Here is a 20,215-nt window from a genome sequence, read left to right as displayed (position 1 = left end):
CTGAGATCGGTGATTACAGCTTGCCCGCAGCGGCCATCTTCAGATAGCTGTCGTCAAAGCGCAGTTTGATGTTCGCTGTATCACCGACGGTGATGTTGCCAGGGAAGCTCATACCGATGAAGTCAGCGCTTTGTGCACCCTCGCCCAGTAATCCCTTATCAAAGGAGAACGCGGCGACGCGCTGCATGGTTTTCGCCAGATCGGGGGAAGAAACAAATGTCTGGGTTTCGGCTGGGGTCCAGAACAGGTGGGTGGTTTTCAGCTGCGCCTTGTATCCGGCGAGGTCAGTACCGGAATCGGCAGCCATCGCGCTCAGCGCCTGCGCATCACCGGCCTGCATTTTCGCCATCATCTCAAACCAGGCACCGGTCAGTGCCTTACCCAGCGCGGGGTTATCTTTCAGGGTTTCTGTATTCACCACCATCATGTCAATCAGTTCGCCCGGCACGGCCGAAGAGCTGAATACTTCTGTGGTTTGCGGGGTTTTCTTGATCACTGAAAGCTGCGGATTCCAGGCAACCGCCGACTGCACGCCCTTGGTACCAAAGGCGGAGACGATATCGGCATCGGAGGTGTTCACGACCTTAACGTCTTTTTCCTGTAAACCGGCCTTCTCCAGACCGCGAACCAGCAGGTAGTGCGAAACCGACAGCGCAGGAAGATAGACAGACATCCCTTTCAGGTCGCTAAGTTTTTTGTTTGCGCCTTTCAGCACCACTCCGTCATTACCATCGGAGAAGCTGCCGGTGATCAGCGCCGTGGAATCAATGCCCCCCGCAGCAGGAATGGTCAGCGCATCCATGTTGGTCATGGTGCAGCCGTCGAACTGACCCGCGGTGTACTGGTTGATCGACTCGATATAGTCATTGAGCTGGGTGATATGAATTTTGATGCCGTATTTGCTGCCCCATTTATCGATGATTTTCTCGTTGCTGATGGTGCCCCAGGGCATCCAGCCCGCATAGATGGTCCAGCAGATATTGAACTCTTTTTTGACCGCGGCGAAAGATGGCGCGCTGACCAGCAGCGTCAGCGACAGAATAAGCGTCAGGAGGGGTGATTTCTTCATGGTTAACCTCTGGTTGGCACAAAAAAACGGGAGCAGCGCAAGACACCATTTGGTGCCGCTGTCTCCCGGGCTTTTGTCCCGCCGTGTAACCTCACAGAGGTCGCCAGCTCTCGGACCAGACATTCACCTGCGTGAACCGGAACCCTAGCCAGCTATTTGCTATCAATTGTGTCGAACGCTGCTTACTGTTCAGACTTCAGCAAATGGCGTGCCAGAAATTAACTTAAGTAAAATCAGAGAAATAGAGAGAGCGGAATCCAGAAGGCACCGGGATGGTGAGTCAGTAACGGGCGTTGCACATTATCAGTGCTGTGCGGGTGTAAGCTATGAGGGCGGCTGACACTTTGTGGAATGTAAACTTAGAGTAAGAATTCAGGATAGGCCTGGACAAGCAAAAGAATCCTTATCAGATCCTTTTGCTTGTGAGCATCTTAGCTGTTTATATGAATTTGAATCAGGCATATGGCGAATTTAATCACTGTCAATTATTTGATTTTTTCGGTACGCCCATTTCGACGGTCTCAAGAGATTTGAGCATATAGGGGGTGAAATCGACTTCCTTACCGTCGACGAGGTTTATCATTGAGCCTGAACCACAAAATGCAGCTTCATCACGTATCAGGCAGAATGACAGGTTTTTTTTGACCCCTTTTTGTTTTTCTTGCAGGGGTATATTGTTGTCGATAACCGCATAGCCACGGGCATTGACTGACTGGATATTATAGAGTTTTACAGGCTGCAACTCACTCAGGTTTTTAATATCATAAACGTTTAGCGAACGCTGGCTACTTTCTTTGCTTAATGTGTAATTTTTCTTTTTCCATAATCCTTCATTTGTATCAAAGTAGACTTTTTCAGGTAATACTCTTCCCGGTCCGTACCCATTATGTAGGACATCGGCAGAATACAGGCAAAACCAAGTATTAAATGGAGGTCGTTTTATTTTTAATGTTGCGTATTCGGGCGGGTAGAAATTTTTAAATGAAATGTTATCGCATGAACTATTTCCGCTGTTACTGGATATGCCTTTGTAATAATTAATAAACCTGTCTTTGTTGAAAGTAGAGGGTATATATATATCTGGAGTAATAGAGCCCACAGATTTTTGTGATAACAATGCCAGAGTTAGAAAAATTAAAAACCTTTCCATTATCCTCTCCTTAACTGATCTGATTCGGGTTTTTCGTTGGTCGGGTTGTTATTGCTGTCCGGGAATTTCTGCTCAGTGAGAACAGCTATTGCACTGCCGTAGACACAACATCGGGCTTCAAAACCATTCAGCCCCTGATAGTGTTCGTTATTGACCTGGTTTGGCAGATTAACGGCGGCGCTGGCCTGCCAGAAGGCCTGGCTGCGATAGTAAACTTTTATTCCGCTCCCACGAGCGTTAACGCTGCATCGCTCCAGTAAATGTGGGTTGTCGGCGTAAAGTGCCATACCCCTTGCCACCCAGTAAAATCCTGCGCTACTGGCCGCCTCATACAGATCGCTGCTGATGTTATTCCGCCAGCGGATAATGTTTTCAGGGACGTGGTTTTCGGTGTCAGACAGGTGATTGTCGGTATAGCGAATGCCGCGGTGTAAATACAGACGACTGTATTCATTTATCAGGGTGTTCCTGATATTTTCCGGGCAGGTCCGTCCCCGGAAGCCGAAATAATCTAAGTAGTTTTCAGGATTAGTAAGCTGTAACAGGCCGCGCCCGTACCACGGGTAGTACCAGATGTTGTAGCGCCGGATGACCTGACGCGTACGCGGGTCTGCTTCCGTATAGCGGTGCCCTTCCTCCATCGATCCCAGCCAGCCCGTTTCCTGAATGCCGTTCCCCAGGAAGCAGGCGATGCGCAGCGGGGTAGTTATCAGGTATTTCTGCATCGTCCTGTTTATGTGCGTACGGATAGTGTCCGGGATGCTACCAGCAGCATCCCGGTAATTTATGGCCTCCCAGCGGTAATCATTTCGCCCGGCCGCTCTTAATGCGTTCCGTGGAACAAGCTGCTTCAGCTCTGATTTGCTCAGCCAGCAGCATTTGCGAAAGTGGGTAATGAAGGCCAATGGATGGAAATGCCACAGCCTGCCGGTGCCATGTTCACCGGTCTCAAAGCACAGCGCTGAGGCATGACTTTTCAGCCGTTCATAGTCTTCTTCTGACATGGCCGGAACATCGTCAGAGCCGGTTCTGAGCCAGACATAGCGCTGGTCAAAGGTGGCAACATTCCACTCCAGCGGAAAATGGCAGACCAGACGGCTGCTCAGGTCGCTGATATGCCCGCTGTCCTGCAATCCGGCGATAAGGGGAGAATTACACTGACTGTTGTTGTCCGTGTCATCGTCCACCATCCGCCACCCTGTCCAGTGCGGGAAATCAGCATCGCTGAATTTTTTGATGTCAGGTGAAGCCAGGTTAACCATGCCCGTTCCGCCGGGGAAGCTGACAGTACGCCATAAGGGCGCATCAGCAGGCGTCAGGGTTTCATGTTCAGTGCTGATGACCCGCCCGAAATGGAGCAGTTCGAGCCCGGCAGACGGATTCTGCGGGTACAGGCGCTTAGCCGTCCAATACATGTTGTATTCATACTTCGCTGTATCGTCGTTTTGATCAACGTCAGTATTCACCAGCGGATCCCCCACCGTGTCGAAACGTGCCGCCGTGGTGGTGTTCTGCCTGCGGGTGAGCATCGTGCAGTCGCCTTTTTCGAAGGTCATGCTGACGAATAACGGTTCCGTGGTGGTATGAACGGTATTCAGGTGGTCCGTGCCTGGTGAGGTAGTGTCAGACACCGATTTGTAAAAGCGTGTACCGGGCGGCAGATAAAAATGGATATCGCCATAAACCGTGTCGGTTCTGCCGTCACGGGTGATATCGAGTTCAGGTGTGGTGCGTCCGGTCAGCTTCAGCATGTTCTCGTTGTCACAGAATACCTCAAAGTGAAAGGCATTGGTTTCGCTAACCATACCACTCTGCCCGATACGGTCCTTGCGCCAGACTTTTGCTCCGGCTCTGATTACCGGGTCCAGCCGGTCCATGAGATGCATGTACAGGGAGTAATAAACGACACGGCAGTTTTCACCGATATCGGTCTGATGCTTTAGCAGGACATACCCATCATCGGTTCTGCCATCATAATTCAGCGGGAAAGCATCGCGTTTGTTTGTGGAAGACGGAGCCCGAAAAGAAACAACTTCCCCATCAGCAATCGCGCGGACAAACTCAATACGTTCGTAGCCTTCCTCAGTGCGGTCGGTGTGGAGGACGTGCACGCCCCCGTGCCATGATGCGTGCCGGTTGAGCGGGAAATCCCGGTTGATATCCACGGGCATCATTCTGCTGACCCATGACGGGTCATTTTCTCCGGTGTTCCGGGGACGGACAAACGGCGGGCTGATTATCATGCAGTTGACTTCCTGTCAGGTCTGAAATCTTAGAGGTCGCAGAGTAACGCACTTTTATTTATACGAACGTTGATCACAGACAGGGAAAGCGGCAAATCATTATGAGTCGCTCAGGACTTTATTGACCGTGGAGTTGAAATGCTGAACTACCTTGAGTCTTATCGGTAACAATATGTTTTACCTTCGTCCTGCTTTCCCAAAATAATGCCCCGGACCGTGAAGCCCATCACTTATCGCTATATAATCCAATGCATAACGTATTTGAGGATAGTTAATGAAGCGCTTCTGGCAGGCATGCACACTCGGTTTACTGATACTCCTTCCGCTCTCTTCCCAGGCATCGCGCCAGATAACCGATCAGACAGGCCGCCAGGTCACGATTCCTGATCGTGTTGATCGTATTGTGGTGCTTCAGCATCAGACGCTGAACCTGCTGGTGCAGATGAACGCGACCGATAAAATCGTCGGTGTGATGGCGAACTGGAAGCAGCAACTTGGCGACAGCTATGCCCGCCTGGCTCCTGAGCTGAACCAGAAAGCGACACTGGGGGATCTGACGCATGTTGACCCCGAAAAACTGGTGGCGCTGCATCCGCAGGTGGTGTTTGTGACCAACTACGCACCGCAGGAGATGATCGACAGCATTACCGCGCTGGGCATTCCGGTGGTGGCTATCTCACTGCTTCATGACGAGCCGGGTGAAAAGGCAAAAATGAACCCCTCTATCCGCGACGAGGAAATGGCCTATGACAAAGGACTACGTGAAGGGATTACGCTTATCGGCGAGATCATCAATAAACCGGCAGAAGCAAAAGCGCTGATTACGGCTACCGATGAGGGCCGCAAAATCGTCAGCGACCGCCTGAAGGATGTTCCGGCGGAAAAACGCATTCGCGCCTATATGGCGAACCCGGAACTGACCACCTACGGCTCAGGAAAATATACCGGCCTGATGATGCTGCATGTGGGCGCGGTCAATGTCGCCGCAGCGACCGTAAAGGGATTTAAAACCGTGTCGATGGAGCAGGTCATCGCCTGGGATCCACAGGTGATTTTTGTGCAGGACCGTTATCCCTCCGTCGTGAATGAAATCAACAGTTCACCACAGTGGCAGGCTATCGACGCGGTAAAAAATCATCGCGTCTGGCTGATGCCGGACTACGCCAAAGCATGGGGTTATCCAATGCCGGAAGCGATGGGGATTGGCGAATTGTGGATGGCGAAAAAACTCTATCCGCAGAAATTTCAGGATGTGGACATGAATAAGCTGGCCAATAAGTGGTATCAGCGCTTCTATCGCACCGCTTATCAGGGAGCAGAGTGATGCGCGTACTGGCGGCGGGCAGCCTGAAAGCGGTCTGGCCCGCGCTGATGGCGTACTTTCCTGAGCCAGTTGAAACCCGGTTTGGCCCCGCCGGTTTGCTTCGCGAACGGATTGAAGCCGGTGAGCCCTGCGATCTCTTTGCTTCAGCCAGTGAGGAGCATCCGCAAAAATTGCTGAACGCTGGGCGAGCGCTGGCAGTCATACCGTTCACAACTAATAAACTCTGCATCACGGTTCGCAGCGATCGGCTACAGGCGGGAGACGACTGGTATCAGCTAGTGACCCGCGACACACTGCGGATCGCGACCTCTACGCCCACAGCCGATCCCTCTGGCGACTACGCGCAGGCCCTTTTCACCCGGATGGGCAAAGCCGGTGAAGCGGTGCGCCAGCGCGCAAAGGCACTGGTGGGTGGGCGCGACTCTGCACCCATTCCCGCAGGCAGGCTGGCGGCAGAATGGATTATCCTGGAGGATCAGGCGGATCTGTTTATCGGTTATGCCAGCCATCGGGCGGCCCTGAGCCAGATTGCCGGGCTGACAGTCGTTGATATCCCTGCGGCTTTCAATTCTGTTGCGCGCTACGCCTGCGCAGTCATTACCCCAGAGGCGCGTCGGCTGGCGGATTTTTTAGAATCGGAGCAGGCAAAAAAGGTACTGCGGGAAGCGGGGTTTGGCGGGGAGTAAATGCCTTTTCTGTCGCGGATGACTTTGCGCCCTGCCAGCATCTCGCTTTAAGGGCGCGAAACACCGCTCATTAAAGCTTAGCGAAATCCACCTTAAGCTTGTGACTGATATGTTCAGCCTGCTCGGTGGCACTATCAGCGTCGCCAGTCAGGATAAAAGCGATCGCGAAGGCGAAATCAAACGCCGCGCCCAGATCCTGTCCACTCAGCAGATTGCCATCTTTCACTACCGAGGCATTAACGTAAACGCCATCGGTGACACCTTCTGATGACGTCCCAGAACTGACATAGCGACGCCCCCTTAAAAGACCCTGTGGCGCCAGCACTCTGGCCGCTGCGGAGCAAATTGGGCAGACCAGGCGGCCCGCCTCATCATGGCGGCGAATAAAATCTATCACTGCCGCATTTGCCGCCAGATTTTTGCTGCCGTCAGGACCACCCGGCACAATCACCGCATCAAATAATCGCTCCCGATTCGCCTCCAGCAGCTCATCGGCGACAACCTTCACATGATGATAACTGTTCACTTCGCGATAGGGCTGACAGGCCAGGGTTGTAACCTGAACGCCCAGGCGTGAGAGGATGTCGAGAGTGATAATAGCCTCAGCTTCTTCAAAGCCAGGGGCAAGCAGCAGAGCAACATTCTTATCCATGAAAATTCCTTTTTAATTGGTGTGGATGAAGCCGAGAGCGTTTAATCCTGGTCTGTGCAGGCGCACCCTTTACTGATCCGAATCAAGTCTGAGCAGGGTTTTTAAATGGCAGCGGGCGACACTACCGTGGTGCGTCATGAAGTAGGTGCGCTTAAAACTCTTCCGGCTCGCCCGGCAGTGGCTCGGTCAGTTCCTGCCCCTTTACACCGGCATAGGTAATCACCAGTTCGGCTGGCTCATCCAGTGTGTAACCGCGATGCGCACTGTTGACCGTCTCATTGAGGGCTTCACCCGCATGGAAGGTGCGCTGTTCGCCGCTCTCTTTATCCTCAACAATCAGGGTGCCGGAAAGAATAAACGCCGCATTCGGCATTGGATGGGTATGCCAGGGCAATGACGTATGGGCAGGTAGCGAGAGCCGCATAACGGTCAGCTCAGGTTCGCCGGTAGGATAGGCCTCAAGAACGTCACCGTTCCAGGCCTGGCTGCTGCGCATCACTTCAACCGCGTTAATCCCGTTATCTTGCTTCGACATGGTTAATCCCTGTTAATAATCAATAGAATGCCAGTAGTGACCGATAAGTAAGCTTAGAAGAAAACTGTGTTGATGCCCGCCTGCGTTTTAATAAGCCTGTTAACAGGAATTTTCCGCCATCGAACAGAGGGATGAAAACCGGCCATTAGCGGACTGGCTGAATTGCTGATTAATTAATGTTCAATATTTGCATTGTGGTTATAAGATATATTCCTCAGTCAGTACGCAACCTGTGAGTTCTGTATTATCTTTGAAGCCATCAACCACCTGAGGGATTTCTGATAATGAAAGGTCTGTTTACGGCATTACTCGCCAGTTCTGTTCTACTATTATCCGCCTGCTCAAAAGATGACGATAACAAAGTTAAAGTTGCGATTAATACCGGGCCTGATGAAGCAATCTGGCAGGTGGTAAAGCAGGTGGCGAAGGATAAATACAAGCTGGATGTCGAAGTACTTAACTTCAATGACTATGTACTGCCAAATGAAGCGCTGAATAACAAAGAAGTCGATGCTAACGCCTTCCAGAGCCTGCCTTATCTGGAATCACAGTCTAAAGAGCGCGGCTACAAGTTTGCGGTGGTGGGTAAAACGTTCGTCTTCCCGATTGCTGCCTATTCGCACAAAATTAAGAACATCAGTGAGCTGCAGAATGGTGCCACTATCACTATCTCTAACGAAGCCACCACGCTGGGGCGCAGCCTGCTGCTGCTGCAGGCGCAGGGTCTGATTAAACTCAAACCGGATGTGGGTTATTTACCGACCTCACTGGATATCATCGAAAATCCAAAAAATCTGAAGCTGGTTGAAGTGGACACCCCACAGCTGACCCGCACCTTAGACGATCCCAACGTGACCCTGTCGATCATTAATACTAATTTCTCGGCTCAGGCTGGATTATCAGCGCACCGCGATGGCTTATTTATGGAAAGTGCCTCATCGCCTTACGTCAATGCGCTGGTTTCACGAGAAGATAATAAAGACAGCGATAAAATTCAGAAGCTGAAGTCTGCGCTGCAGTCACCGGAAGTCGCGGCCAAAGCCGAAGAAGTTTACAAGGGTGATGCGATTAAAGGCTGGTAATTCGCCTGATAATCGATCATTAACGATCAAAAAAGGCCGCACTCTGTTGCGGCCTTTTTTATATCTGCACTTTTACAGGCACATCTGCCAGCACTTATACATCCGTGCCAGCCCGCAAGATCACAGGAACTGTTACGCAGCTGCGCCTTTTGGCTGAGCAGAGAGATGCCCTGCCCACAGACTGGCGACCCATTTCACCCCTTTAGACGTAAAACGTGCCTGAGAGAAAGCGTGCTGATTTTCGCCCGTGCCGGTATGCAGCGTAAAGTAGCCGGCCTGCATATGGTAGTGCTGCGGCGTCAGGGTGCCTTTTGCGCGATACATGATGTTGCGCTCCAGCAGAAACTGGCGAAACTCCGGTTCTTTCACTTTCAGCATTTTGCAGAGCTGCCGAAAGCCCAGCGAGTCATCAACCTCAACGAAGTTATCAAAGAACGCCGCCTTGGGTGCCGAGAGAGCCAGCTGCTGCTCCGCCGCCTGACGCTGTTCAAACTGCTCAGCCCAGGCGCGAGCGGCTTCAGCCGGATTGGTAAAGTCAGGCAGATGGGTCGTCTTCTCGCGGTCCTGCCAGCGATCCAGCACTTCTGCAGTGAAGCCTGGCGACAGGCGTGCCACGGCCAGCAGCGAGTCACGCTTGCACAGACGATACTCCTGACGCACTTCCCCTTCCCGCTCATACTCATTCACGCTGAGCGGCTGGGAGAGACGCTGAGCCGTCTCCAGACTTTTGATTAACCGCTTCACTTCTCCGTGTGTAATACCGGTCATCTGAGCCAGTTCACGACTGCTCATTGTGACCGATTGTTCCAGAGATTTGAGGCTTTCAGTTGAAATCATCATGGGTTCACCCCTCGCTAACGCTACCAATACCCGGCGGGCAGTCGATTAATTATACAAACAACTGTTCAAATATCCAGTATTTTATTTAAGCAATAACGTAACTGGAAGCTGTTACGCAAACAACAGGGTGTGAGGCGGTTTGGCGGGCTGAAGAGTGCGTGTTGAGTGCCTTGCAGGAGGCGTTGCGGACTTTTGCGGCAGCATAAGCGGGTAATCCATCGCTCAGTTATTTACATATAATCACAATGATGGACACAGACTCTTTACATTACAGTATAGTGAAGGCTGTCAGCAGGTTACTGGCCTGCCGGGCTCACTATTTTGATTCGGGGTGCAGGGGCGAAATCTGGCCCGTTACCACTGAATGTCACCTTTTACTGGAGTAAGTCATGCAGCCGTTGAAAGTCGCCTTTATTAAAGCTAACTGGCACAGCGAAATCGTTTCTCAGGTTCTGACAGGATTCGAACAGGAACTGGAAAGCCGCGGTACCTCATATGAGATTAAGACATGGGATGTTCCGGGCGCTTTTGAAATGCCGCTGCTGGCGCAACGCCTGGCGCAGACCGGCAACTATGATGCGATTGTCTGTGCAGCACTGGTGGTGGATGGCGGCATCTATCGCCATGATTTCGTCGCGCAGGCTGTGGTAAGTGGTCTGATGCAGGCACAGCTGGCAACCAATGTGCCCGTCTTCTCGGTGTCACTCACGCCGCATAATTTCCAGCCATCGGCCGAGTTTATCGACTTCTATACTCAGCACTTCGTGAAAAAAGGTCAGGAAGCGGCGCGTGCCGTCTGCCAGATTCACGCCCTGGAACTCTGATACGACTGTAACGAATGCTGACAATGCGTTTGCCTGCGCTGTTAAGGAGAGAAAGTTGGAAAATACACGTCCGCCTCTACCGCCATTTACCCTGGCTGCACAGGCGATTGAAAAAGTCCGGCTGGCTGAGGATGGCTGGAATAGCCGGGATGCGGAGCGAGTCGCTCTAGCCTATTCAGCGGACAGTAAATGGCGCAATCGCGATACCTTTCTGACCGGCCGGGCAGAAATCATCGCCTTCCTGCAGCAAAAATGGCAGCGGGAGCAGCAGTATCGGCTGATTAAAGAGTTGTGGAGTTTTGACCAGAACCGGATTGCGGTGCGGTTCGCCTATGAATGGCATGACGAGCAACGGCAGTGGTATCGCTCATATGGCAACGAGAACTGGGCCTTTGATGAGCAGGGTTTAATGCAGCAGCGTTATGCCAGCATCAACGATCTGAAAATCAGTGAAGAACAGCGGCTGTTTCACTGGCCGCAGGGCCGACGCCCTGACGACCATGCTTCACTGAGCGAACTGGGCTTATAGTGCCAGCCCTTCCAGCGGAGAGCGCAGCTCTCCGCCGTCATCCACTCAGCCCTGCTCGTCCTTGTTCTCAACAAAGGTCGCTTTGTTGCGTGTGACCGTATAAGCCACTTTTTTAACATCTTCCGGTGACGTGGTCACTTCTACCGGTGCAATGGTCACCCGACCCATACCAAACAGAGTGGGTACATAGCCACCGACCTGGTGTTTTCCGGCCGGAACATGCAGCAGCATGCTTTCGCCGTTAGGCAATCTGCCGGCGTCTTTACCATCTACAGTCAGGAATACACTGGAGCCATCATCTGCGCGGGTCTTGATGTGTGAGACATCAATCTGCGTCGGGCCAGCAGCAAATTCATCTGGCGCATCGCTGGCGGCATGTTTTGCACAGCCAGTCAGTACAGCAGCAACCGTTACAACGGCGAGACTAAAACGATAACGCATTGGGCACTCTTTCTCCTGATCATCAGAATCCGCTATTTTAGCAATTTAGCGGGAGGATGTAAGGGGGATAAGAGTCGGCATGCTCTTAAAATAGGCTTAAAAGTACCGATTTCCCGGTATATTTGCGTAAAGAATATTTACTGAATAAATACACAGTATTTTTATTGCCTGATCGCAGCGCTTTTAACCTGCTGATCAGCATAAATTTAATCGGAGAATAACAACGAATAAGCGTAGCGTCACAGGCACATAGCGCCGATTTGCCTTAACTCTGCCTCTATTAATTGACTGTTATAAGGTTCATAGTGGTGGTTCATCCCCGGTTAATCCCGGCGGCCTTCCCCTCTACAGAGGGCACGATATGCATTCTTATACCACCGATACTGTTTGCGCCATAACCGGCACCCATCCCGCTAACCTGAAGAGCTGGATGAAGCAGGGATTACTGACGCCGCAGCAGTATCAGGAACGCTGGAGTGATCATCACCTCAGTGAAATCCAGACCCTGGTTGGCTTAACAGCGACTGGCGCGACGCTCGACGAAATCTGGCAAGGTCAGCAGGCTGCTTCGACGGTCACCACCTATGGCTGGGCGGCGCGCAAAGGCGACCTGCTCTGGCAACTGGAATTTGGCACACCGCTGTCGCTTTCACGCCAGATGCACACGATGTCCAGCCATTATAGCGGTGATGATTTCGTCATTAATCTGCTGCGGCCGCTGAGCGCCTGGCTTTACGCCGATCTCCGTCGGGGAGCGTCACGTCGCCTCAACCGTTTTGAGCAAAGCGTGCAGCAGCAGGCGGATAAAGTCATGCGCGCCTCAGCGCGCAACGAATCTTCTATTCCTCTGTTTCTGGAAGCGGTGAGCGTACTTGATAAAACCGAAATCTGGCTTGAAGCCATTCGTCTTACTGCGATGGGCTTTAATGTCGAGGTTGACTCGCGTGCAACCGGGCTGCCAGCCGTTAAAACCGACCTTCATCAGCATCATGTGATGTGGTGTGGTGCCGGCATCAGCCAGCAGATGCAGGACTATTTTGAACAGCAGAGTCTGGATGGCCATCCGGTAATGCTCAGTGGACCTGATTGTAACCTGCAATTTGCCCAATCCAACGCCTCCAGCGCTGCCTGACAGCAGGCAGCGCCTTCTTTACCCCTGTTTTTCCGCGCCAGTAAATAATTTTTTTCGTTAAGAATCTCTTAAGGTGGTTCCGTATACTGGTGCCACAACCCTGACTCATTGACGAGACTAAGATGAAAAAGACCTTACTGACCTTCAGCCTTCTCCTGTTACCACTCACTTTTACTGCTGCTCACGCGGCCTCTGGCCTGACCGGTTGTGCAGCCAAAAAGCAGGAGATTGAGACCCAGCTCTCTTTTGCCCGCCAGCACAATAATACCCATCAGGTTGCCGGCCTTGAAAAAGCGCTTAGCGAAGTAAATCAGAACTGTACCGAAAGCAGTCTGCTAAAGCAGCGTCAGGAAAAAGTGGCAGAGAAAAAGTTGAAGGTACAGGAACGCGAACAGGAACTGGCTAAAGCGAAAGCAGAAGGCCGCAGCGCCAGCAAGATCCAGAAGCGCGAAGATAAACTGGCTGACGCTCGCCAGGAACTGAAAGAAGCCGAGCAGGCTCTGCATCAGTAAAACTCATTCTGGCCAGCCACTGCGCTGGCCCGTTATTCTCCCTTCCCCAGCCCTGACCCTCTCTCCTTTCTAAATACCTGATTAGCCTGCGCTATTAACGTCCAATCCATTACTTTATGTAATCCTTTGATTACTTATTCTCATGCACTTAATTGGTGCAGTAAAGTCAACATGGTTACGATCAATTATTTAACTTTTTGAACGCCCTCAAAGATTTGAAAGATAGCGATATTTCCTGTCCTATGCAGAAATTACGCACTCCACGCGCATCTTTATTCGTCTGTAAGGGGCCAGCAATACTAATCTATTCACTTACCCTGCCCCAAAACAGGGCATTACTGCGTTGTGTCATGGCTGATGCCACATCTTATTTGTTTCAGTAGTGTTAGATTATGTCGGCGCAATGCAATGCGCTCTCCATCCACGGCTCCACACAATAAATAACTTCATTAAGAAAGGTTTTTTATGGATAAGTTATCTTATGCGTCTGAAAGCAGCACATCTGCCTGGTCCACCTATTTACAGCAAATCGACCGGGTTGCGCCCTATCTGGGCGATCTTTCACGTTGGATAGATACTTTGCGTCATCCAAAACGTGCGTTGATTGTTGATATTCCTCTCCAGATGGATGATGGCTCAATTCGCCATTTCGAAGGCTATCGCGTTCAGCACAACCTTTCGCGCGGCCCAGGAAAAGGCGGTATTCGCTACCATCCGGATGTCGACCTTAATGAAGTGATGGCGCTCTCCGCATGGATGACCATCAAATGTGCGGCGGTTAACCTGCCTTATGGCGGCGCTAAGGGCGGTATCCGCGTTGATCCGTTCAAACTGTCCGACGGTGAACTTGAGCGACTGACCCGCCGTTACACCAGCGAGATCGGCATCATCATCGGGCCGCAAAAAGATATTCCTGCGCCAGACGTCGGGACCAACAGCAAAGTGATGGCGTGGATGATGGATACCTACTCCATGAACCACGGCACAACGATTACCGGCGTTGTCACGGGCAAACCGATTCATCTGGGCGGTTCACTGGGGCGTGAAAAAGCCACCGGTCGCGGCGTGTTTATTACGGGACGCGAAGTGGCACGCCGTGCAGGTATTGAAATTGAAGGCGCACGCGTTGCGGTCCAGGGCTTCGGTAACGTCGGCAGCGAAGCGGCACGCCTGTTTGATGAGGCGGGTGCTCGTGTGGTAGTGATTCAGGATCACACCGCGACGCTGTTTAATGCCGATGGCATCAACATGGCTGCCCTGACCGAATGGCAGATCGCCAATAAGCAGATTGCCGGTTTCCCTGGTGCGCAGAGCATTGATAAAGAGGCGTTCTGGACCACAGGGATGGATATTCTGATCCCGGCGGCACTGGAAGGTCAGATTACCCGTGAGCGTGCTGAAGTCCTGAGTTGCAAAATCGTGCTGGAAGGCGCAAACGGCCCGACCTATCCGGATGCCGATGACATGCTGGCCACCCGCGGCATTATCGTGGTGCCGGACGTGGTCTGTAATGCCGGTGGCGTGACCGTCAGCTACTTCGAGTGGGTTCAGGACATGGCCAGCTTCTTCTGGAGCGAAGATGAGATCAATCGTCGCTCAGACAAGATCATGACGGAAGCGATGGTACACGTCTGGGAAAAGTCGAAGGAGAAAGATTGCTCGCTGCGCACCGCGGCCTATATCGTGGCCTGTGAGCGTATTCTGATGGCGCGTAAAGATCGCGGTATCTACCCGGGTTAATGCCTGTGGCGCTGTTGCCTGCAGCAGCGCCCTTTTCCCTGACTACTTCATCAGCACCTGAAACTTCGGATTAAATTCATCGAAAATCGGTAAAGCGGCGGCGCCGAGAGCGGCTGTATCGCTGCCGGTCATGCCAATTTTTAGTCGCATATCGTTAAGGTAACGTCCGCGCACCGACTGATAAAGCGGCGGCAATCGCTGCACCATCTGCTCCAGCAGCGGCGCAGGCATCATCCCGCCAATAATTACCGCCTCAGCATCAAACACCGACTCCAGAATATTGATTGCCTGACGCAAAGGCGTCGTCACATTCTCAATCCATGCGGTAAAACGCGCGGGTTCAATCTGCAACAGATCTTCGGGCAGCGCCCGCATTGGATCGAGACCACAGAATTCATAAGCGGCCTGCAGCGAGACGTAACGCTCCAGACAGCCCTGATTTCCGCAGTAGCAGTCGCGACCGCCCGGCTCGACCACAATGTGTCCGATTTCGCCCGCATTATGGGCGTGGCCGGTATAGATATGACCATCGGTGAAGATCCCCGCGCCCAGGCCGGTGCCGATATAGAGATAGATAAAGGAGTTCAGGTGGCGCGCTGTGCCGTGAAAGCGTTCGCCGATGGCGGCGACCGTAGCATCATTTTCCAGCGTCACCGGCAGACCGCTAATGGTGGCGAGTTCAGCCTCGATATCGACCTGCTCCCAGCCGTTCAGCGTGGTCGGCCCCACTGATGAAATGCCCTCCACACCAAAAGGCCCTGGCATCACCACGCCAATCCCCAGCACTTTCTGCCACTGAGTACCCAGGAAGGCGCGCATCTCCTCCAGCACGCTGGCAATGCACGCCAGGGTGGCAGCAGGCTGGGGCTTTTGCACCATAACGAGGCGGCGGAAACGCACTTCGCCGCTGAGATCGACCAGAACCAGCAGCAGCGTCTGGTGATCAAGATGGATGCCGATCGACCAGGCACTGGTGGGATTGAGCGTAACCGGAATTGAGGGCTGACCACGCCCGCTGCGGCGCGGCTGGCGGCTGGTCAGCAGTTCGGCCTGCTCCAGTTCCGCCACGATATTCGAGACGGTCTGCGGCGTCAGCGCCGTCATGCGGGCCAGTTCGGCACGGGTCAGTTCACCGTGCAGGCGAATGGCTTCAATCACCACGCGTCGGTTGTGCGCCCGCGCATGTTCAAGGTTGGTACCCGAGGTTTTCATGTTGTTTTCCATTTCAGCGGGACCCGACAGTATTGGTCTCCGAATGCATTCGGGCAAACAATATCTTTGATGCTGCACGCAATTCTCGCGCATCAGGATAGGCAATTTTGCCATAAAAGCGCAGTCTGAGTTTCAGCGTTGTTACGGCTTTGTTGCAATGCCCTCCGGCACTGTGGCACGCCGTTTGCTTAGATTCAGACAGGTCAGTTCACCCACTGACCAAAATTACGCCCCCGATTAAATCAATCAAATTGATTTAATTAACCGACAGCCTGTTGCTGCACAGTGGAGAAGACCATGTCACAGCGTTACACACCCCAACTAAAAGCCGGTTTTGCCGCCTTACTGATGTTAAGCGCAGGCAGCGCGGCGGCGGCCAGCCAGATCAATGCCCTGTTTATGACCCAGGCGGCGTATAGTGAAAATGATATCCGCGCGATGACGCAAAATTTTCAGAAGCAGCACCCGGATGTCAGCGTCAATCTGGAGTTTGTTCCTTATGAGGCGCTGCACGACAAGATTGTGGCGGCGCGTGGCGCGGGCGGCAATGGCTATGATGTGGTGCTGTTCGATGCCATCTGGCCGGCGGAATTCGCCCGTTTCGATCTGCTGCAGGATGTCAGCGCACGCATTACGCCAGAGGATAAAGAGAAGGTCTTCCCGGGCGCGATGAACACCGTGGTTTACAAAGGCAAAACGCTGGGTATGCCGTGGATTCTCGACACCAAATACCTTTACTACAACAAAGCGATGCTGGCTAAAGCGGGCATCACCACGCCGCCACAGACCTGGCAGCAGGTGCTGGATGACGCGAAGATCATCAAGGATAAAAAGATTGTCACCTGGCCGCTGGTCTGGAGCTGGTCCCAGGCTGAGGCACTGGTGTGTGACTACACCACGCTTGTTTCAGGCTTTGGTGGTCAGTTCTATCAGAACGGCAAACTTAACTTCTCCAGCCCGGCTTCACTCAAGGCGCTTAACCTGATGAAAAGCTCGCTTGATGAGGGCCTGAGTAACCCGGCGTCGCGTGAATATCTGGAAGAGGATGTGCGTAAATCGTTTTCTAATGGCGATGCGGCTTTCGCGCTGAACTGGACCTACATGTACAACATGGCCAACGATCCGAAGCAGAGCAAAGTGGCGGGCGACGTTGGGCTCATGCCTGCGCCCGGCGATGCGCCAGGAAAAGTGGGGGCGGTAAACGGCTCAATGGGGCTGGGGATCACCAAAGGCAGCACCCATGCCAACGAGGCGTGGCAGTACATTCAGTACATGACCTCACAGCCGGTACAGAATCAGTATGCGAAGCTCAGCCTGCCGATCTGGAAATCCTCTTATCAGGATGAAGCAGTGAAAAAGGATCAGGAGAGCCTGATTGCCGCGGCGGACAAATCGCTAAACGTGATGCTGTCACGTCCGGAGACCGCTGACTATTCCCGTCTGTCGAACCAGCTGCAACAGCAGTTACAGCAGGTGTTGCTGGGTAAAGCCCCGGCGCAGGACGCGATGGCGACGGTTGATAAAAGCGCCGCCCGGCTGCGTTAAGGAGTCACGATGCTGAGTTTGCGTCAACGCGAACAGCGTCAGGCATGGGTGCTGCTGGCACCCATGTTGCTGGTGATGCTGCTGTTAACCGCCTGGCCTCTGCTGCGTACCATCTGGCTCAGCTTTACCGATGCTGCGCTGATTGGCAGTGGTGAAACGCCTGCCTGGATTGGGCTGGAAAACTATCTCTATGCGCTTAGCGATCCCGACTTTCGGGCGTCGATCTGGCGCACACTCTATTTCACCCTTGTGTCTGTCACCATTGAAGGAATTATCGGCGTGCTGGTGGCGCTGCTGCTGAATCAGAAATTCATCGGGCGCAACGTTTTGCGGGTGCTGGTGATTCTGCCGTGGGCGCTGCCGACCATCGTCAACGCCATGATGTGGCGGCTCAACTTCAACCCTGATTACGGCAGCATCAACGCCCTGCTCAGCCAGCTCGGCATCATTGACGGCTATCGCAGCTGGCTGGGATCGCCGGAGGCGGCGCTCAACGCGGTGATGTTTGCGGATATCTGGAAAAACTATCCGCTGGTCACCCTGCTGGTGCTGGCGGCGCTGCAGTCGATCCCCGAGGATCTGTTTGAAGCGGCACGACTGGACGGTGCCTCCGCCTGGCGGCGTTTCCGGGCGATTACCTTCCCGGCGATTGTTGCACCGCTCGGCGTCGCGCTGGTGTTACGCACCATCGATGCCTTTAAAATCTTCGACATCATCTACGTGATGACGCGCGGCGGCCCGGTGGACAGCACCAAAACCCTGAGCTTTTTCGTTTATCAGGAGTCGTTCAGCTATCTGCGTGCCGGCAGCGGTGCCGCCTACGCGATACTGATGACCCTGATGTGCGCCCTGCTGATCACGCTCTATCTGCTGATGTTATGGCATCAGCGCCGCCGGAGTACCGCTTATGAAAACTAAACTGCGACGGGTGCTGCGTTACGGGGCTGCGCTGCTGGTCGCCGTCAGCATTCTGGCCCCGATGGGCTGGCTGTTTCTGATGAGCGTCAGTTCTGCCAGCGATCTCTCCCGCGTGCCGCTGGAGTGGCTTCCGCGTCAGTGGGATTTCAGCCGCTATCAGGGGCTGGTTTCGCTGGCACCGAATCAGCCCGGCAACGTTTTTCTGCACGCGCTGGGCAACAGTTTGCTGGTAGCGACGGTGGCCACAGCGATCTCGCTGCTGCTGGCGATACCCGCGGCGTTCAGCTTCTCACGCTACAGTGGTCGTGATGCCTGGCTTTCCGGCGCTCTGGCAATCTATATGGTGCCGCCCGTGGCGTTTGTGCTGCCGCTCTACTTTCTGCTGCAACAACTGGGGCTGCTCAACACCCGTCCCGGCCTGGTGATGGTCTACTGCTCACTGATCCTGCCGTTTCTGACCTGGATGCTGAAGAACCAGTTCGACTCACTGCCACGTGATATCGAACAGGCAGCACGGCTTGATGGCCTGCGCTTCTGGCAGGTTCTGCTGCGCATTACGCTGCCGCTGGCAAAGCCGGTGCTGGGCGCTGCCGCGCTGTTCGGCTGGCTGCTCGCCTGGGATGAGTTTTTCTACGCGCTGCTGTTTACCAGCAATATTTCGGCACAGACCCTGCCGGTCGCCATTGCCGGTTTTACCGCTGGACGCGCGACCGATGACGGGCTGATCGCGGCTATCGGCATTCTGGCTTCGGTGCCGCCACTGTTTATTGCCATCTGGTTGCAGAAGACGCTGGTCAGCGGTCTCACCAGCGGCGGAAGTAAGGGATAATTATGGTCACTACCCTCACGCCCACCCTCTATGTGGTGGGCAATATAAATGTTGATTTAATCATGAGTACGCTCAGCGACTGGCCGCAGCGCGGCACGGAAGTGATGCTGCAGCACAGCGAGTTACGTCCCGGTGGGTCCGCAGGTAACTGTGCGCTGGCGCTGGAGGCGATGCAGGTGCCGCATCGGGCCATTGCCAATCAGGGCGACGATGGCTTCAGTCACTGGCTCGCCAGTCACTTTCCTCATAGCGCTGCATACTGGCCGCGCTATGCCTGTGAGACCTCGCTGACGGTAGGCGTGACCCATCCCGATAACGAACGCTCGTTTCTCAGCAATCACGGCCATATTACCGTGCTGACCGCGGACGATGTGCTGGTCCAGTTGCCGTCGCAGGCGACGCCGGGCGACATCGTACTGCTGTGCGGCACCTTTCTCTGTCTGGAACTCTATGATCACTACCCGGCGCTGCTGGCCGCACTGCAACAGCGTGGCTTCTGTGTCGCCGTGGATACCGGCTGGCCGCCTGCGGGCTGGAGCGATGGGCTTCGCTTACAGATTGGCAACTGGTTAGCGGACTGTGACTGGCTGCTGCTGAATGAGGTGGAAGCGCTGGGCTTATCGGGCGCAGAACTGCTGGATCAAAGCGGTAAACAGCTGGCGGCCCGGCTCAGTGGTCGCGGCGGCTGTGTGATTAAGTGTGGCGCAGAGGGTGCACGTCTCTGGTCTGCCGCCTCTGTGCAGTATGCTGCTGCCCAGCCGATAACGGTGGTAGATACCATTGGTGCCGGTGACAGTTTTAATGCCGGTTTTCTTACTGCACTGCTCTATCACCAGCCATCGCACACGGCGCTGCGCTGGGGCATTGAAGTGGCATCACAGGCGATAAGCAGCTCTCCGCGCCGCTATCCCAGCTGGCAACAACTCCAACTATCAAATGAGGTGCGCTGACC

Annotated in this window: 20 protein-coding genes and 1 riboswitch; of the genes, 12 read left to right on the top strand and 8 right to left on the bottom strand. The window is 53.7% G+C overall.

Annotation, left to right across the window (positions count from 1 at the left end; all coding sequences use genetic code 11):
* Nucleotides 1-13 precede the first annotated feature (13 nt).
* The 3 genes from ACXKZD_RS22235 to ACXKZD_RS22225 all read right to left on the bottom strand — a co-directional run bounded on the left by ACXKZD_RS22235 (nt 14) and on the right by ACXKZD_RS22225 (nt 4,462).
* Nucleotides 14-1,069, bottom strand: coding sequence for a putative urea ABC transporter substrate-binding protein (locus ACXKZD_RS22235; RefSeq protein ID WP_488982341.1), 1,056 nt, complete (start codon nt 1,067-1,069; stop codon nt 14-16).
* A 60-nt stretch (nt 1,070-1,129) separates the two neighbouring features.
* A riboswitch (guanidine-I (ykkC/yxkD leader) is annotated at nt 1,130-1,228 on the bottom strand.
* Nucleotides 1,229-1,550: 322 nt separating this feature from the next.
* On the bottom strand, nt 1,551-2,219 hold the full coding sequence (locus ACXKZD_RS22230) for a hypothetical protein (protein WP_033760429.1): 669 nt from the start codon (nt 2,217-2,219) through the stop codon (nt 1,551-1,553).
* Entirely contained in the window at nt 2,219-4,462 is a 2,244-nt protein-coding gene (locus tag ACXKZD_RS22225) for a M23 family metallopeptidase (protein ID WP_192033756.1), read from the bottom strand. Before ACXKZD_RS22225 ends, ACXKZD_RS22230 begins: the two co-directional genes overlap by 1 nt.
* 274 nt (nt 4,463-4,736) lie before the next feature.
* Between ACXKZD_RS22225 and ACXKZD_RS22220 the strand changes: the two genes are divergently transcribed.
* Nucleotides 4,737-5,786, top strand: a complete 1,050-nt coding sequence (locus ACXKZD_RS22220) for an ABC transporter substrate-binding protein (RefSeq protein ID WP_488982340.1) — start codon at nt 4,737-4,739, stop codon at nt 5,784-5,786.
* On the top strand, nt 5,786-6,472 hold the full coding sequence (locus ACXKZD_RS22215) for a molybdate ABC transporter substrate-binding protein (RefSeq protein WP_425031243.1): 687 nt from the start codon (nt 5,786-5,788) through the stop codon (nt 6,470-6,472). Before ACXKZD_RS22220 ends, ACXKZD_RS22215 begins: the two co-directional genes overlap by 1 nt.
* A 70-nt stretch (nt 6,473-6,542) precedes the next feature.
* Here ACXKZD_RS22215 and ACXKZD_RS22210 read toward each other — a convergent pair whose 3' ends face one another.
* Together ACXKZD_RS22210 and ACXKZD_RS22205 are read right to left on the bottom strand one after the other, a co-directional pair.
* Nucleotides 6,543-7,124, bottom strand: a complete 582-nt coding sequence (locus ACXKZD_RS22210; protein WP_022624327.1) for a DJ-1/PfpI family protein — start codon at nt 7,122-7,124, stop codon at nt 6,543-6,545.
* A 151-nt stretch (nt 7,125-7,275) separates the two neighbouring features.
* Nucleotides 7,276-7,659 carry a cupin domain-containing protein gene (locus ACXKZD_RS22205; protein ID WP_010247112.1) on the bottom strand — a complete coding sequence of 128 codons (384 nt, stop codon included), beginning with the start codon at nt 7,657-7,659 and terminating at the stop codon, nt 7,276-7,278.
* Nucleotides 7,660-7,943: 284 nt separating this feature from the next.
* Here ACXKZD_RS22205 and ACXKZD_RS22200 point away from each other — a divergent pair, with 284 nt between their 5' ends.
* Nucleotides 7,944-8,741: a MetQ/NlpA family ABC transporter substrate-binding protein gene (locus ACXKZD_RS22200; protein ID WP_010247110.1), complete on the top strand. Its 798-nt coding sequence runs from the start codon at nt 7,944-7,946 to the stop codon at nt 8,739-8,741.
* Between the two features lie 132 nt (nt 8,742-8,873).
* Here ACXKZD_RS22200 and ACXKZD_RS22195 read toward each other — a convergent pair whose 3' ends face one another.
* A complete protein-coding gene (locus ACXKZD_RS22195) occupies nt 8,874-9,581 on the bottom strand; it encodes a phage antirepressor KilAC domain-containing protein (RefSeq protein ID WP_010247108.1) in 708 nt (235 codons plus the stop codon).
* Nucleotides 9,582-9,970: 389 nt separating this feature from the next.
* Here ACXKZD_RS22195 and ACXKZD_RS22190 point away from each other — a divergent pair, with 389 nt between their 5' ends.
* Complete coding sequence (locus ACXKZD_RS22190; RefSeq protein ID WP_010247107.1) at nt 9,971-10,405, top strand: 6,7-dimethyl-8-ribityllumazine synthase; 435 nt, start codon at nt 9,971-9,973, stop codon at nt 10,403-10,405.
* Nucleotides 10,406-10,460: 55 nt separating this feature from the next.
* Entirely contained in the window at nt 10,461-10,934 is a 474-nt protein-coding gene (locus ACXKZD_RS22185; RefSeq protein WP_022624329.1) for a nuclear transport factor 2 family protein, read from the top strand.
* Between the two features lie 45 nt (nt 10,935-10,979).
* On the opposite strand, the gene ACXKZD_RS22180 is transcribed toward ACXKZD_RS22185, so the two are convergent.
* Nucleotides 10,980-11,375, bottom strand: coding sequence for a hypothetical protein (locus ACXKZD_RS22180; RefSeq protein WP_010247102.1), 396 nt, complete (start codon nt 11,373-11,375; stop codon nt 10,980-10,982).
* A gap of 361 nt (nt 11,376-11,736) precedes the next feature.
* On the opposite strand from ACXKZD_RS22180, the gene ACXKZD_RS22175 reads away from it, so the two are divergent.
* From ACXKZD_RS22175 to ACXKZD_RS22165, 3 genes are all read left to right on the top strand, one after another.
* Nucleotides 11,737-12,507, top strand: a complete 771-nt coding sequence (locus ACXKZD_RS22175) for a MerR family transcriptional regulator (RefSeq protein ID WP_488982339.1) — start codon at nt 11,737-11,739, stop codon at nt 12,505-12,507.
* A gap of 122 nt (nt 12,508-12,629) precedes the next feature.
* The gene (locus ACXKZD_RS22170; protein ID WP_010247098.1) at nt 12,630-13,019 is read left to right on the top strand and encodes a DUF1090 domain-containing protein; all 390 of its coding nucleotides are present in this window, start codon (nt 12,630-12,632) and stop codon (nt 13,017-13,019) included.
* A 465-nt stretch (nt 13,020-13,484) separates the two neighbouring features.
* Nucleotides 13,485-14,759, top strand: a complete 1,275-nt coding sequence (locus tag ACXKZD_RS22165; protein WP_010247095.1) for a Glu/Leu/Phe/Val family dehydrogenase — start codon at nt 13,485-13,487, stop codon at nt 14,757-14,759.
* A gap of 42 nt (nt 14,760-14,801) precedes the next feature.
* On the opposite strand, the gene ACXKZD_RS22160 is transcribed toward ACXKZD_RS22165, so the two are convergent.
* Nucleotides 14,802-15,971, bottom strand: coding sequence for an ROK family transcriptional regulator (locus ACXKZD_RS22160; RefSeq protein WP_033787030.1), 1,170 nt, complete (start codon nt 15,969-15,971; stop codon nt 14,802-14,804).
* 297 nt (nt 15,972-16,268) lie between these two features.
* Between ACXKZD_RS22160 and ACXKZD_RS22155 the strand changes: the two genes are divergently transcribed.
* From ACXKZD_RS22155 to ACXKZD_RS22140, 4 genes are read left to right on the top strand one after another with little or no spacing between them, the layout of a single operon-like run.
* Nucleotides 16,269-17,516, top strand: a complete 1,248-nt coding sequence (locus ACXKZD_RS22155) for an extracellular solute-binding protein (RefSeq protein WP_346546017.1) — start codon at nt 16,269-16,271, stop codon at nt 17,514-17,516.
* A gap of 9 nt (nt 17,517-17,525) precedes the next feature.
* Nucleotides 17,526-18,434: a carbohydrate ABC transporter permease gene (locus ACXKZD_RS22150; protein ID WP_061703478.1), complete on the top strand. Its 909-nt coding sequence runs from the start codon at nt 17,526-17,528 to the stop codon at nt 18,432-18,434.
* Nucleotides 18,424-19,263: a carbohydrate ABC transporter permease gene (locus ACXKZD_RS22145; protein ID WP_033760458.1), complete on the top strand. Its 840-nt coding sequence runs from the start codon at nt 18,424-18,426 to the stop codon at nt 19,261-19,263. The genes ACXKZD_RS22150 and ACXKZD_RS22145 overlap by 11 nt, the downstream gene beginning before the upstream one ends.
* A 2-nt stretch (nt 19,264-19,265) precedes the next feature.
* The gene (locus tag ACXKZD_RS22140; RefSeq protein ID WP_488982338.1) at nt 19,266-20,213 is read left to right on the top strand and encodes a carbohydrate kinase family protein; all 948 of its coding nucleotides are present in this window, start codon (nt 19,266-19,268) and stop codon (nt 20,211-20,213) included.
* Nucleotides 20,214-20,215: the final 2 nt, after the last annotated feature.

This window comes from Pantoea sp. ABR1s (assembly GCF_057812235.1).
Note: the sequence above shows the minus strand (reverse complement) of the source record. Positions and strands in the feature narration are given on the sequence as shown.

What these genes read in the sequence shown, in the direction of transcription:
- ACXKZD_RS22235 (WP_488982341.1), bottom strand. Translation starts at nt 1,069, where the DNA reads ATGAAGAAATCACCCCTCCTGACGCTTATTCTGTCGCTGACGCTGCTG.
- ACXKZD_RS22230 (WP_033760429.1), bottom strand. Translation starts at nt 2,219, where the DNA reads ATGGAAAGGTTTTTAATTTTTCTAACTCTGGCATTGTTATCACAAAAA.
- ACXKZD_RS22225 (WP_192033756.1), bottom strand. Translation starts at nt 4,462, where the DNA reads ATGATAATCAGCCCGCCGTTTGTCCGTCCCCGGAACACCGGAGAAAAT.
- ACXKZD_RS22220 (WP_488982340.1), top strand. Translation starts at nt 4,737, where the DNA reads ATGAAGCGCTTCTGGCAGGCATGCACACTCGGTTTACTGATACTCCTT.
- ACXKZD_RS22215 (WP_425031243.1), top strand. Translation starts at nt 5,786, where the DNA reads ATGCGCGTACTGGCGGCGGGCAGCCTGAAAGCGGTCTGGCCCGCGCTG.
- ACXKZD_RS22210 (WP_022624327.1), bottom strand. Translation starts at nt 7,124, where the DNA reads ATGGATAAGAATGTTGCTCTGCTGCTTGCCCCTGGCTTTGAAGAAGCT.
- ACXKZD_RS22205 (WP_010247112.1), bottom strand. Translation starts at nt 7,659, where the DNA reads ATGTCGAAGCAAGATAACGGGATTAACGCGGTTGAAGTGATGCGCAGC.
- ACXKZD_RS22200 (WP_010247110.1), top strand. Translation starts at nt 7,944, where the DNA reads ATGAAAGGTCTGTTTACGGCATTACTCGCCAGTTCTGTTCTACTATTA.
- ACXKZD_RS22195 (WP_010247108.1), bottom strand. Translation starts at nt 9,581, where the DNA reads ATGATGATTTCAACTGAAAGCCTCAAATCTCTGGAACAATCGGTCACA.
- ACXKZD_RS22190 (WP_010247107.1), top strand. Translation starts at nt 9,971, where the DNA reads ATGCAGCCGTTGAAAGTCGCCTTTATTAAAGCTAACTGGCACAGCGAA.
- ACXKZD_RS22180 (WP_010247102.1), bottom strand. Translation starts at nt 11,375, where the DNA reads ATGCGTTATCGTTTTAGTCTCGCCGTTGTAACGGTTGCTGCTGTACTG.
- ACXKZD_RS22175 (WP_488982339.1), top strand. Translation starts at nt 11,737, where the DNA reads ATGCATTCTTATACCACCGATACTGTTTGCGCCATAACCGGCACCCAT.
- ACXKZD_RS22170 (WP_010247098.1), top strand. Translation starts at nt 12,630, where the DNA reads ATGAAAAAGACCTTACTGACCTTCAGCCTTCTCCTGTTACCACTCACT.
- ACXKZD_RS22165 (WP_010247095.1), top strand. Translation starts at nt 13,485, where the DNA reads ATGGATAAGTTATCTTATGCGTCTGAAAGCAGCACATCTGCCTGGTCC.
- ACXKZD_RS22160 (WP_033787030.1), bottom strand. Translation starts at nt 15,971, where the DNA reads ATGAAAACCTCGGGTACCAACCTTGAACATGCGCGGGCGCACAACCGA.
- ACXKZD_RS22155 (WP_346546017.1), top strand. Translation starts at nt 16,269, where the DNA reads ATGTCACAGCGTTACACACCCCAACTAAAAGCCGGTTTTGCCGCCTTA.
- ACXKZD_RS22150 (WP_061703478.1), top strand. Translation starts at nt 17,526, where the DNA reads ATGCTGAGTTTGCGTCAACGCGAACAGCGTCAGGCATGGGTGCTGCTG.
- ACXKZD_RS22145 (WP_033760458.1), top strand. Translation starts at nt 18,424, where the DNA reads ATGAAAACTAAACTGCGACGGGTGCTGCGTTACGGGGCTGCGCTGCTG.
- ACXKZD_RS22140 (WP_488982338.1), top strand. Translation starts at nt 19,266, where the DNA reads ATGGTCACTACCCTCACGCCCACCCTCTATGTGGTGGGCAATATAAAT.